Annotated in this window: 10 protein-coding genes and 1 pseudogene; 3 read left to right on the top strand and 8 right to left on the bottom strand. The window is 72.6% G+C overall.

The window, feature by feature from the left end; genetic code table 11:
• Position 1: 1 nt before the first annotated feature.
• Genes ACFC1X_RS24980 through ACFC1X_RS24945 form a run of 8 tightly spaced genes read right to left on the bottom strand, consistent with a single transcriptional unit; the run spans position 2 to position 10,150 of the window.
• A complete protein-coding gene (locus tag ACFC1X_RS24980) occupies positions 2-628 on the bottom strand; it encodes a TetR/AcrR family transcriptional regulator (RefSeq protein ID WP_376357124.1) in 627 nt (208 codons plus the stop codon).
• Positions 616-1,350: an enoyl-CoA hydratase family protein gene (locus ACFC1X_RS24975; protein WP_376357122.1), complete on the bottom strand. Its 735-nt coding sequence runs from the start codon at positions 1,348-1,350 to the stop codon at positions 616-618. Before ACFC1X_RS24975 ends, ACFC1X_RS24980 begins: the two co-directional genes overlap by 13 nt.
• Entirely contained in the window at positions 1,347-2,915 is a 1,569-nt protein-coding gene (locus ACFC1X_RS24970; RefSeq protein ID WP_376357120.1) for a 4-coumarate--CoA ligase family protein, read from the bottom strand. Before ACFC1X_RS24970 ends, ACFC1X_RS24975 begins: the two co-directional genes overlap by 4 nt.
• A 38-nt stretch (positions 2,916-2,953) precedes the next feature.
• Positions 2,954-4,093, bottom strand: a complete 1,140-nt coding sequence (locus tag ACFC1X_RS24965) for an acyl-CoA dehydrogenase family protein (RefSeq protein ID WP_376357119.1) — start codon at positions 4,091-4,093, stop codon at positions 2,954-2,956.
• 58 nt (positions 4,094-4,151) lie between these two features.
• The gene (locus ACFC1X_RS24960; protein ID WP_376357117.1) at positions 4,152-5,996 is read right to left on the bottom strand and encodes a biotin carboxylase N-terminal domain-containing protein; all 1,845 of its coding nucleotides are present in this window, start codon (positions 5,994-5,996) and stop codon (positions 4,152-4,154) included.
• 44 nt (positions 5,997-6,040) lie between these two features.
• A complete protein-coding gene (locus ACFC1X_RS24955) occupies positions 6,041-7,648 on the bottom strand; it encodes an acyl-CoA carboxylase subunit beta (RefSeq protein ID WP_376357115.1) in 1,608 nt (535 codons plus the stop codon).
• A 31-nt stretch (positions 7,649-7,679) separates the two neighbouring features.
• On the bottom strand, positions 7,680-9,350 hold the full coding sequence (locus ACFC1X_RS24950; protein WP_376357113.1) for an acyclic terpene utilization AtuA family protein: 1,671 nt from the start codon (positions 9,348-9,350) through the stop codon (positions 7,680-7,682).
• Complete coding sequence (locus tag ACFC1X_RS24945) at positions 9,347-10,150, bottom strand: TIGR03084 family metal-binding protein (RefSeq protein ID WP_376357111.1); 804 nt, start codon at positions 10,148-10,150, stop codon at positions 9,347-9,349. The genes ACFC1X_RS24950 and ACFC1X_RS24945 overlap by 4 nt, the downstream gene beginning before the upstream one ends.
• Positions 10,151-10,250: 100 nt before the next feature.
• On the opposite strand from ACFC1X_RS24945, the pseudogene ACFC1X_RS24940 reads away from it, so the two are divergent.
• The 3 genes and pseudogenes from ACFC1X_RS24940 to ACFC1X_RS24930 all read left to right on the top strand — a co-directional run.
• A pseudogene (locus ACFC1X_RS24940) lies at positions 10,251-10,379 on the top strand (oxidoreductase); the annotation flags it as partial.
• Between the two features lie 91 nt (positions 10,380-10,470).
• Complete coding sequence (locus tag ACFC1X_RS24935; RefSeq protein ID WP_376357109.1) at positions 10,471-11,175, top strand: tRNA-dependent cyclodipeptide synthase; 705 nt, start codon at positions 10,471-10,473, stop codon at positions 11,173-11,175.
• Positions 11,172-12,362, top strand: coding sequence for a cytochrome P450 (locus ACFC1X_RS24930; protein WP_376357107.1), 1,191 nt, complete (start codon positions 11,172-11,174; stop codon positions 12,360-12,362). Before ACFC1X_RS24935 ends, ACFC1X_RS24930 begins: the two co-directional genes overlap by 4 nt.
• Positions 12,363-12,547: the final 185 nt, after the last annotated feature.

Here is a 12,547-nt window from a genome sequence, read left to right as displayed (position 1 = left end):
GTCAGTCCAGTTCCTCGGCCAGCAGCCGGGCCCACTGGTCGACCACCCGTTCCCGCCGGGCCCGGTCGTCGGTGAGGAGGTTGGCGAGGCCCAGGCCGCGGGCCATGTCGAGGAGGCCCTGGACGGTTTCCCGGACGCCGGGGCGGGTCTCGTCGGCGCCGAGGAGGTCGACGGCTGTGCGGTGGCTCTCGCGGCCGACGCGGGCCTCCAGCTCGGTGACCCGGCCGCGCAGCTGCTCCTCGTTGGAGGCGGCCACCCACAGGTGGAGGGCGGCGCGGAAGAGCGGGCCGGTGTAGAGGTCGACCAGCGCGGCGACCACGGCCCGGCGGTCGCCGGCCGCCGCGCCTTCGGGGAAGAGGGCGCGCAGCGCGAGGGAGCGTTCCTCGGCGACGTACTCCACGGCCGCGGTGAAGAGGTCCTCGCGGGTCGGGAAGTGGTGCTGGGCGGCGCCGCGGGAGACGCCGGCGTGTTCGGCGACGACGGAGACCGTGGAGCCCGCCCAGCCGCGTTCGGCGAGGCAGGCCACGGCGGCTTCCAGGAGGCGCTGCCGGGTGGCCCGGCTGCGGTCCTGCTTGGGCACGCGCTCCGTGCGGTCGGCCGTGTTCGCAGCGCCGCTCACACCACCCATTCGGGATCCCGTCGTTCGAGGAAGGCCGTCATCCCCTCGCGGGCCTGCGGGGAGGCGAACAGCCGGGCCGAGAGCGCGGTCAGGTCGGCCGCGTCCCGGTCGAAGGCCTCCAGCACCCTAGCCGTGAGCAGCCGCTTCGTCTCGGCCAGGCCCTGCGGTGAGGCACGGCGCACACCGTCGAGGACGGGCGCGAGTACGGCGTCCACGTCGTCGCCCGCCGCCGTGACCAGGCCGGTGCGGGCGGCCTCGGCGGCGTCGAAGCGCTCGCCGGTGAGGTAGTAGCGGGCGAGGGCGCGGGGGTCGGTGCGCGGCAGCAGGGTGAGGGAGATGACGGCGGGCGCCACGCCGATGCGGACCTCGGTGAAGGCGAACGTGGAGTCGTGGGAGGCCGCCGAGATGTCGCAGGCGGCGAGGAGGCCGAGGCCGCCCGCGCGGACGTGGCCGGTGACGCGGGCGACGACCGGTTTGGGCAGCTCGGCGATCTGCCGGAAGAGCCCGACCAGCGTGTCCGGGTCGGGCGGGTCGCGCAGGTCGGCGCCGGCGCTGAAGGTGGTGCCGGTGTGGGTGAGGACGACGGCGCGGACGCCGGGGTCCCGGCCCGCCTCGGTGAGGGCGGCGGCCAGGTCGCCGACGAGGGCGGCGGACAGGGCGTTGCGGTTGTGCGGGGAGTCGAGGGTGAGGGTCTCGACGCCGCGTTCGCGGGTGCGGCCGATCAGGGTCACTCGGTGCCTCGCAGTTCCCGGCGCAGGATCTTGCCGCTGGCGGCCCTGGGCACGGCGTCGATGAAGGTGACCCGGCGGACGCGCTTGTAGGGGGCGACGCGTTCGGCGACGTACATCATGATCTCGCCCTCCGAGAGGCCGGGTGCGGTGGGCTGGCGCACGACGTAGGCGTGCGGTACTTCGTTGCCGTCGTCGTTGTACGTGCCGATGACGGCGGTGTCGGCGACTCCGGGGTGGGTGAGCAGGAGGGCCTCCAGTTCGGCGGGGGCCACCTGGAAGCCCTTGTACTTGATCAGTTCCTTGACGCGGTCGACGACGAAGAGCCAGCCGTCGGAGTCGGCGTGTCCGACGTCGCCGGTGTGCAGCCAGCCGTCCTCGTCGATCATGGCGGCGGTGGCGTCGGGGCGGCCCAGGTAGCCCTTCATGATCTGGGGGCCGCGGATGAGGATCTCGCCGGACTCGCCGGGGGGAAGGTCCTTGCCGGGGTCGGTGAGGGAGACGATGCGCATCTCGGTCCCGGCGATCAGCTTGCCGACGCTGCCGGGCGGCGCGTCGGCCATGGCGTCCAGGGGGACGACGTGGGTGCCCGGGGAGAGTTCGGTCATTCCGTACGCCTGGCCGACGGGCGGCAGGCCGAGCCGCTGCGAGCAGGCGGCGGCGAGCTGGGCGTCCAGGGGGGCGGCGGCGCTGACGATGTACTTGAGGGACGAGAGGTCGTAGTCGGCGACCAGGGGGTGCTTCGCGAGGGCCAGGACGATCGGCGGGGCGACGTACAGGCCGGTGATGCGGTGGTTCTGGATGGCGGCGAGGAACTGCTCCAGGTCGAAGCGGGGCAGTACGACGACGGTGGCGCCGAGCCGCAGCGGGGCGTTCATCAGGGCGGTGAGGCCGTAGATGTGGAAGAAGGGCAGTACGGCGAGGACGCGGTCGCCGGGGGCGGCCGGCATCAGCGGTTCGAGCTGGGCGAGGTTGGTGGCGATCTGGCGGTGGGTGAGCATCACGCCCTTGGGGGTGCCGGTGGTGCCGGAGGAGTACGGCAGCGCGGCGACGTCCTCGGCGGGGTCGATCGCGATCCGGGGTTCGGGGGCGGTCGAGGCCAGCATGTCGATGAGGGAGCGGTGGCCGGGCGCGCTGTCGCACACCAGGATCTCCTGGACGCCGCCCGCGAGTTCGGCGGCCCGGCGGGCGGTGTCGAGGAGCGGTGAGACGGTGACGATCCAGCGGGCCCGCGAGTCGCTCAGCTGCTTGGCGAACTCGTCCGCCGTGGCGAGCGGGTGCACGGTGGTGACCGAGGCGCCCGCGCGGGTGGCGGCGTAGAAGGCGAGCGGGAAGGCGACGGTGTTGGGGCTGTGCAGGGCGAGGACGTCGCCCTTGCGCACCCCGGCCTCGGCGAGGGCGGCGGCGACGCGCCGGTGGAACCGGTCCACCTGCTCGTACGTGAGGGTGGTGCCGTCGGTGCCGTCGATCAGCGCCGGCGCGTCCCCGAAGGCGGCGGCCCGGCCGAGCACGGCCTCGTGGATGGGCAGGTCGACGGGTGGGACGTCGGCGTACTGGCTGCGGAACACGGTTCCTCCAAGGCGGGCTGGTACGACTTGGGCGTTCCCTAGTACGACTTGGGCAGGCCCAGGGTCTGGTGGGAGACGTAGTTGAGAATCATCTCCCTGCTCACCGGGGCGATACGGGCGACTCGCGCCGCCGTGATCAGCGAGGCAAGCCCGAACTCGCGCGTGAGGCCGTTGCCGCCGAGGGTGTGCACGGCCTGGTCGACGGCCTTCACGCAGGCCTCCCCGGCCGCGTACTTGGCCATGTTGGCGGCCTCGCCCGCGCCCATGTCGTCACCGGCGTCGTAGAGGTGCGCGGCCTTCTGCATCATCAGGCGGGAGAGTTCGAGGTCGATGTGCGCCTGGGCGAGGGGGTGGGCGATGGCCTGGTGGGCGCCGATGGGCGTCTTCCAGACGGTGCGTTCGCGGGCGTACTCGAGGGCGCGGGTGAGCGCATAGCGGCCGATGCCGATGCCGAAGGCCGCCGTCATGATGCGCTCGGGGTTGAGGCCGGCGAAGAGCTGGAGGAGGCCGGCGTCCTCGTCGCCGACGAGCGCGTCGGCGGGCAGTCGTACGTCGTCGAGGGTCAGCTCGAACTGCTTCTCGGTGGCGTGCAGTTCCATGTCGAGCTGCCGGCGCTCGAAGCCGGGGGTGTCGCGGGGGACGATGAACAGGCAGGGCTTGAGCTTGCCGGTGCGGGCGTCCTCGGTGCGGCCCACGATCAGGGTGGCGTCGGCGATGTCGACGCCGCTGATGAAGACCTTGCGGCCGGTGAGGAGCCAGTCGCCGGTGGCGCCGTCGCGGCGGGCGGTGGTGGTGATGCGGTGGCTGTTGGAGCCGGCGTCGGGTTCGGTGATGCCGAAGGCCATGAGGCGGGTGCCGTCGGCTATGCCGGGGAGCCAGGTCTGTTTCTGTTCGTCGGTGCCGAAGCGGGCGATGATGTTGCCGCAGATGGCCGGGGAGACGACCAGCATCAGGAGCGGGCATCCTGCGGCGCCCAGCTCTTCGAGGACGATGGAGAGTTCGGTGATGCCGGCGCCGCCGCCTCCGTAGGCCTCGGGGAGGTTGACGCCGAGGTAGCCGAGTTTGCCGGCCTCGGCCCAGAGGGCGTCTCGGTCGTGGGTGCGGCCGTGGCGGGTGCCGAGGGTGGCTACGGCGGCTCGGAGTGACTTGTGCTCGTCGGATTCGAGGAGGGTGGTCATCACTGTGCTCCTTCGGGTGCGAGTGCGTCGTGGCTGGTCGCGCAGTTCCCCGCGCCCCTTAGGTTTCTTCCACCACCGCCAGTAGAGAGCCCACCGTGACCTGTTGCCCGGGTACGGCATGCAGGTGCGTCAGCGTGCCCTTGGTCGGGGCCGTGATGCGGTGTTCCATCTTCATTGCCTCCAGCCAGAGGAGGGGTTGGCCCGCCTCTACGGCGGAGCCCTCCGTCAGGCCCTCCGCGACGCGGACGACCGTGCCGGGCATGGGGGCCAGGAGGGAGCCGGGGGCGTGCTGGGTGGTGGGGTCGGGGAAGCGGGGCGGGACGGTGAGGGCGGTGGTGTTGACGTGGACGCGGTCGCCGTAGCGGGCGACCTCGTAGCGGCGTCGTACGCCGTCGGTCTCGAGGACGACCAGGCGGGCGTCGGCGTGTACGACGCGTACGCCGTCCGCCGTGAGGCCGGTACGGGTGTGGTGGTAGCGGACCTCGTGTTCCTCGCCCGCGAGGACGTACCGCTTGACCTGGGGCTGCGAGGGCAGGTTGCGCCAGCCGCCGAAGCGGCCCGGGTGGGCGCTCGCGTCGGCGAGGGCGGCGGCGAGCGGGGCGAGGGGGTCGGGGGCGGACTCGGTGAGGGCGGCCAGGTGGCGGTCGTAGAAGCCGGTGTCCATGCGGGCGGAGGTGAACTCCTCGTGGCGCAGGGAGCGGACGAGGAGGTCGCGGTTGGTGACCGGGCCGTGGACGGCCGCCCGTTCCAGCGCGCCGGCGAGGCGGCGGACGGCCTCCGCGCGGGTGGGGGCGTGGGCGACGGCCTTGGCGAGCATCGGGTCGTAGTGGACGCCGATGTCGTCGCCGTCGGTGTAGCCGGTGTCCAGGCGGATGCCGTCGGGCACGGTGAGGCGGTGCAGGCGGCCGGTCTGCGGGGCCCAGCCGTGCGCGGGGTCCTCGGCGTACAGGCGGGCCTCGACGGCGTGGCCACGCGCGCGTGGGGGGTCGCTTTCGAGGGCGTGTCCTTCGGCGATCCGGAGTTGGAGGGCGACGAGGTCGACGCCGAAGACCGCCTCCGTGACGGGGTGTTCGACCTGGAGGCGGGTGTTCATCTCCAGGAAGTGCGCTTTACCGTCGGCGACGAGGAACTCGACCGTTCCGGCGCCGACGTAGTCGACGGCGCGGGCGGCGCGTACGGCCAGGGTGTGCAGTTCGCGCTCCAGGTCCTCGGTGAGGCCCGGTGCCGGGGCCTCCTCGATCACCTTCTGGTGGCGGCGCTGGAGGGAGCAGTCGCGGGTGCCGAGCGCCCAGACCGTGCCGTGGGTGTCGGCGAGGATCTGCACCTCGACGTGGCGGCCGTTCTCGACATACGGCTCGACGAAGACCTCGCCGTCGCCGAAGGCGCTCGCCGCCTCCGCGCGGGCGGCGGTCAGTTCGGCATCGAGGTCGGCGAGGCGCCGGACGACGCGCATGCCGCGTCCGCCGCCGCCCGCTGCCGCCTTGACCAGCACGGGCAGGTCGGCCTCGGTGACCTCGCCCAGGGGGGCGATGCCCATCAGTTCCTTGGCGCGGGTCTTGGACGCCATCGCCTCGATGGCCTCCGGCGGCGGCCCGATCCAGGTCAGCCCGGCGTCGAGGACGGCGCGGGCGAAGCCGGCGTTCTCCGAGAGGAAGCCGTAGCCGGGGTGGACGGCGTCGGCGCCGGCGGCGAGCGCGGCCTTCACGATCAGGTCGCCGCGCAGGTACGTGTCGGCGGAGGCGGCGCCCGGCAGGCGTACGGCCGCGTCGGCCACGCGCGCGTGGAGGGCGTTCTCGTCGGCGTCCGAGTGCACGGCGACGGTCCGGATTCCGGACTCGCGGCAGGTGCGGAAGATCCGGCAGGCGATCTCGCCGCGGTTGGCGACGAGGACGGTACCGATCACGGTGTTTCCCTCGCTTGTCACAGTGGTGGCCACAGTGGGTTCCCTCACATCCGGAAGACGCCGAAGCCGCCGCGCGCGCCCTCGTAGGGGGCGGTGTGGAGGGCGGACAGGCACAGGCCGAGGACGGTGCGGGTGTCGCGCGGGTCGATGACGCCGTCGTCGTAGAGCCGCCCGGAGAGGAACTTGGGCAGCGACTCGGACTCGATCTGCTGCTCCACCATGGCGCGCAGCGCGGCGTCGCCCTCGTCGTCGTACGGCTGCCCCTTCGCGGCGGCCGACTGGCGGGCGACGATGGAGAGGACGCCGGCGAGCTGTTGCGGGCCCATGACGGCGGACTTGGCGCTGGGCCAGGCGAAGAGGAAGCGCGGGTCGTAGGCGCGGCCGCACATGCCGTAGTGGCCGGCGCCGTAGGACGCCCCCATGAGGACGGACAGGTGCGGGACGCGGGAGTTGGAGACCGCGTTGATCATCATGGCGCCGTGCTTGATGATGCCGCCCTGCTCGTACTCCCTGCCGACCATGTAGCCGGTGGTGTTGTGCAGGAAGAGGAGCGGGATGTCGCGCTGGTTGGCGAGCTGGATGAACTGGGCGGCCTTCTGGGACTCCTCGCTGAACAGCACCCCTTGGGCGTTGGCGAGGATGCCGACCGGGTAGCCGTGCAGGGCGGCCCAGCCGGTGGTCAGGCTGGTTCCGTACAGCGGCTTGAACTCGTCGAAGTCGGAGGCGTCGACGATCCGGGCGATGACCTCGCGCGGGTCGAAGGGGGCCTTGAGGTCGCCGGGGACGATGCCGAGGAGTTCCTCCGGGTCGTACTTGGGCGGCTCGGCCGGTGCCGGATCGGCGTACGCCTTGCGGTGGTTGAGGCGGGCGACGACGCGGCGGGCCTGGCGGAGGGCGTCGGGCTCGTCCAGGGCGAAGTGGTCGGCGAGGCCCGAGGTGCGGGCGTGCATCTCGGCGCCGCCCAGCGACTCGTCGTCGCTCTCCTCGCCGGTGGCCATCTTGACCAGGGGCGGCCCGCCGAGGAACACCTTGGCGCGCTCCTTGACCATGATGACGTGGTCGGACATGCCGGGGATGTAGGCGCCCCCGGCGGTCGAGTTGCCGAAGACGACGGCGATCGTCGGGATGCCGGCCGCCGACAGCCGCGTGAGGTCCCGGAAGATCGCGCCGCCGGGGATGAAGATCTCCTTCTGGGAGGGCAGGTCGGCGCCGCCGGACTCCACCAGGCTGATGCAGGGCAGCCGGTTGGCCAGCGCGATGTCGTTGGCGCGCAGCGCCTTCTTCAGCGACCAGGGGTTGCTGGCGCCGCCGCGCACGGTGGGGTCGTTGGCGGTGATCAGGCACTCGACGCCCTCGACGACGCCGATGCCGGTGACGAGCGAGGCGCCGACGGTGTATCCGGGGGCCTCGCTCCCCCAGGCGGCCAGCGGGGACAGCTCCAGGAACGGCGTGTCGGGGTCGAGGAGCAGCTCGATGCGCTCGCGGGCGAGGAGCTTGCCGCGCCCCCGGTGCCGGGCGACGTACTTCTCGCCGCCGCCCGCGAGCGCCTTGGCGTGTTCGGCGTCCAGGTCGGCGAGTTTCGCGAGCATGGCCTCGCGGTGGGCGCGGTGGTCGGGGGCGGCGGGGTCGAGGGCGGAGGCGAGGACGGTCACAGCGGAGCCTCCGAGAGGTACGGCGGGACGGTCACAGCAGGACCTCCGGGATGTCCAGGTGGCGGGCGCGCAGCCATTCGCCGAGCGCCTTGGCCTGCGGGTCGAAGCGGTGCTGGGCGGCGACGCCCTCGCCGAGGATGCCCTCGACGACGAAGTTGAGGGCGCGCAGGTTGGGCAGCGGGTGCCGGGTGACGGGCAGGTCGCGGGCCTCGGGGAGCAGCTCCCGGAAGCGGTCGGTGGTGAGTTCGTGCGCGAGCCAGCGCCAGGCGTCGTCGGTGCGCGCCCAGACGCCGACGTTGGCGTTCCCGCCCTTGTCGCCGCTGCGGGCGCCGGCGACGAGGCCGAGGGGGGCGCTGCGGGTGGGGCCCGGGGGGAGCGGCTGCGGCAGGGGCGGTTGCGGTACGTCCGTCAGTACGGCGGTGTCCTGGGCGCCCGGCACGGGGACCCGGCGCCCGTCGTGGAGGACGGCCACGTGGTCCACGGTGTCCTGGGGGACGTGGGTGGCCTCGAAGACCCCGTAGGGCGCGCCCTTTCCGGGTGGCGCCAGCACATGGAAGCCGGGGTAGCTGGCGAGGGCCAGTTCGACGGCGGCGCCGCTCAACGCCCGCCCCACGACCTGCTGGTCGGCGTCGCGGACGACGAGCCGCAGCAGGGCGCTGGCGCTCTCCTCGGTCGGCGCGTCGGGCCGGTCGGTGCGGACCAGGTCCCAGCGGACGTCGGCGGCCTTGCCGAGCGCGGGTTCCAACTGCGCCCGCACCAGCGCGGCCTTGGCCTCGATGTCGAGGCCGGTGAGCACGAAGGTGACCTCGTTGCGGAAGCCGCCGAGGCGGTTGAGGCCGACCTTGAGGGTGGGCGGCGGCGCCTCGCCCCGCACGCCGTCGACGCGGACGCGGTCGGGGCCGTCCTGGGTGAGCCGTACGGTGTCCAGCCGGGCGGTGACGTCGGGTCCCGCGTACCGGGCGGCGCCCGTCTCGTACAGCAGTTGGGCGGTGACCGTGCCGGTGTCGACGAAGCCGCCGGTGCCGTCGTGCTTGGTGATGACCGAGGTGCCGTCGGCGTGGATCTCGACGAGGGGGAAGCCGGGCCGCCGTACGTCGCCGTCCCGGAAGAACGCGTAGTTGCCGCCGGTCGTCTGCGCCCCGCACTCCAGCAGGTGCCCGGCGACGACCGCGCCCGCGAGCCGGTCGTACTCCGTGGGCGCCCAGCCGAAGTGCGCGGCGGCGGGCCCGGTGACGAGGGCGGCGTCGGTGACGCGTCCGGTGACGACGACGTCGGCGCCGTTGCGCAGGCACTCCGCGATGCCGAAGCCGCCGAGGTAGGCGTGCGCGGCCAGGGTTCCCGGGTGGGCGGCGGTGAGGTCGTCGCCCTCGACGTGCGCGACCCGTACGGGGATGCCGAGGCGGTCGGCGAGGGTGCGTACGGCGTCGGCGAGTCCGGCGGGATTGAGTCCGCCGGCGTTGCTGACGATCTTGACGCCCCGGTCGTGGGCGAGTCCGAGGCACTCCTCCAGTTGCCGCAGGAAGGTGCGGGCGTACCCGGCGTCCGGGTCCTTGAGCCGGTCGCGGCCCAGGATGAGCATGGTCAGTTCGGCGAGGTAGTCGCCGGTGAGGACGTCGAGGGGGCCGTCGGTGAGCATCTCGCGCATGGCGTCGAAGCGGTCGCCGTAGAAGCCGGAGGCGTTGCCGACGCGCACCACGCTCACCGTGCCGCCCCCTTCGTCCCCTTGGGCTTCCGCCCGGCTCCCGGTGGTCCGGCGAAGGCCTGGGCGATGTCCAGCCAGCGGTCGGCGTCCGGGCCCTCGGCGGTGAGGGCGAGGTCGGCGCGGTGGGCGCGCTGGGTGGCGAGCAGGCAGAAGTCGAGCGCGGGACCGGTGACGCGCTGCGGGGCGTCCTCGGGGCCGTACGCCCATACGTCGCCGCCCGGGCCGGTGAGTTCGACGCGGAACTGCCCGTCGGGCGGGGTCAGTCCGTGGGCGGCGTAGGCGAAGTCCCGGGCGCGGACGCCGATGCGGGCGACGTGCCGGAGGCGGTCGGTGGGCGGGCGCACGACGCCGATCGCGTCCGCGATGTCCAGGCCGTGCGCCCAGGTCTCCATCAGGCGGGCGGTGGCCATGGAGGCGACGGCCATCGGCGGCCCGTACCAGGGGAACCGGGCGCCGGGAGCCGCCCGGCGCAGCGCCTCCTCGAGGGCGGTCCGGCCCTCCCGCCAGGCGGCCAGCAGCCCGTCCGGATCCTGCCGGGCGCCCTCTTCGGCACCGTCGTCGACGTACCGGTCGGGCGCGGCGAGGGCCTGCTCCACCAGACCCCGGAAGCCGTCCTCGTCGGTGACGGCGAGCAGGGCGGCGCGGTCGGTCCAGGCCAGGTGCGCGACCTGGTGCGCGACCGTCCAGCCGGGCGCCGGACTGGCGATCCGCCACTCCCCCGGACCCAACCGGGCCACCAGCGCGTCGAGTTCCTCACTCTCCTCGCGCAGATCGTCGATCACGGGCGTCGGGTCGGACACGATCGCTCCCCTCGGGCACGGTGGTGTGCGGCGCGGTGTGGGGGGGAGCATGGCAGGGGCATCAAAAACAATCAAGCATGCTTGCATCAACTTACGTTGACAGCTGGACATCGGCGGCATCACCACCGCCCGGGGGCAGGAGCACTTCGCCCTGCTCTTCATGGGCATCGCGGGCGCAGTTCAACCATCCACGGATTCCGCAGAGTTACTGGCCGGTCATGGTGTGTGACGGGAACGCTTTCGGCTAGGTTCTTCACGGAGTCGCCACACCGGGGGCACGGTGCCCCACTGGGACTAGTGACTCCAGAGGGATCATCCCTTTGACGACCATCACGACTGACGTATTCGCCGTGCGGCCGTACACCTCCCATTGCCGGGTCATCGAGCAAGAGGCTCACCACGCCGTGATCGGCGTGTCCCCGGGCAACGGTTTCTTCACCGCCGACACGGTCACCGGCCTGGCGCACTGGGCGGCCGAACGCTTCGCCCGGGTCGACATCGTCTATACCGATCTGTATGTCGCCGACATGTACGAGGCGTTGGGCTACGCGCCGGACGACGCCCGCCGCAAGGCGGTCAAGAATCTGCGCGGAGTGCGTGCCAAGGTCGCGGCCGCGGCCCTGGACGCCGATCCGGACGGTGCCCGGGTGCGGGCGCAGCCGGTGTCCGCGCTGACCGGGCGGCCGGAGTACCGGCGCCTGAGCCATTGGCTGGAGACGCTCATGGCCGACGACCCCGTCCTGCGGATGACGGTCACCGATCTGGTGGATCGTTTCCTCAAGGACAAGGTCACCGGGCGGGAGAGCACCCACCGGCAACGGGAGGTGTGCACCCGCTACATCCTTGCCGAGTTGCCGCTGTTCATCGATTCCCCGGCGATCTTCGACGTCGCCTCGTCGCTCAACTGCTACCACCAGGTACTGCCGTTGGCGGACCTGCTCTACGGGCCGGGACACGGGCTGCGGGCATCCCGCAACCAGGGCCACGGCATCATCTCGCCCACCCGCACGGAGGCCGACCGGTGACCACCGCGACCGACCAGGATCTGCTCGGCTTCCCCTTCTCCCCCCAGGGTGACCGCCTCCCGGACGAGGTACCGGTCCTGCTGCGGGAGCGCCCGGTCACCCGGGTGCGCACCATCGCCGGCGACGAGGCGTGGCTGGTGTCCTCGCACGCCCTGTGCAGGCAGGTGCTGGAGGACGACCGCTTCAGCCTCAAGGAGACGTCCGCCCCGGGAGTGCCGCGCCAGTACGCGCTGACGATCCCGCCCGAGGTCGTCAACAACATGGGCAACATCACCGGGGCCGGACTGCGCAGGGCGGTGATGCGCGCGATCAACCCCAAGACGCACGCCGCCTGGATGGAGGAGTACGCCGGGGAACTGACCGACCGGTTGCTGGCCCAGGGGGCACCGGCCGACCTGCGCCGGGACTTCGCGGTGCCGTACTCCACCGGCCTGCACTGCCGTCTGCTGGGCATCCCCCTCCAGGACGCCGACCGCCTATACCGCAGCCTGCACGTCGCCTTCATGAACAGCCCGCGGCCGATCCCCGCCGCCGCGCTCAACTGGGACCGCGACATCGCCTACATGAAGGACCGCCTGGACGACCCGGACACCACCGGGCTGATGGGTGAGCTGGCCGCGCTGCGCGGAACCCCCGACTACGCCCACGTGTCCGACGAGATGTTCGCGACCGTGGGGGTCACGATGTTCGGCGCCGGGGTGATCTCGGTCATGGGCGCCCTGACCATGATGTGCACGACGCTACTGGTCAACCCGGAGATCCGGGACCGGCTGGCCGCCGACTCCGGCCTGGTCCCCGCCGCGGTCGACGAGTTGCTGCGCGTCAATCTGTCCATCGCCGACGGGCTGCCCCGTATCGCCCTGGACGACGTACGGCTCGGTGACGTCACGGTGGCCAGGGGCGAGCTGGTCCTGGTCCTGGTCGAGGCCGCCAACCACGACCCCGCCCAGTACGACGACCCGCACACCATCCGGCTGGACCGGCAGAACGCGGGCACGCATCTGTCCTTCGGCGGCGGGGCGCACTACTGCCCGGCCACCGCGCTGGGCAAGAAGCACGCCGAGATCGCGATCCGGGCCCTGCTGGGCCGCATGCCCCGCCTGGACCTGGCCGTCCCGGTCGGGCAACTGGTGTGGCGGACCGGGTTCATGAAGCGGATACCGGAGCGGCTGCCGGTTCGCTGGTAGGAGCCCCTTTCACCGCCGCCGAGCCCCAGGAGGTCTCCCACCTCGGGGCTCGGCGGACGAGTCGGCGGTTCACGGCCGGTGTGGACGACCTCCTAGTGATCTGGTTCGGAGATGCGTGAGCAGTAGCGGCAGATGCGGTCGAGGATCTGGTCGGCGGTCTTGGTCCACTTGAAAGGCCGGGCATC

It is taken from the genome of Streptomyces sp. NPDC056128 (assembly GCF_042263835.1).
Classification (GTDB): Bacteria; Actinomycetota; Actinomycetes; order Streptomycetales; family Streptomycetaceae; genus Streptomyces.
The sequence above is the reverse complement of the archived record's forward strand: the minus strand, read 5'-3'. Positions and strand labels throughout refer to the sequence as shown.

Excerpts from the sequence above, each read along its gene's own strand:
- ACFC1X_RS24980 (WP_376357124.1), bottom strand. The coding sequence starts at position 628 with ATGGGTGGTGTGAGCGGCGCTGCGAACACGGCCGACCGCACGGAGCGC.
- ACFC1X_RS24965 (WP_376357119.1), bottom strand. The coding sequence starts at position 4,093 with ATGACCACCCTCCTCGAATCCGACGAGCACAAGTCACTCCGAGCCGCC.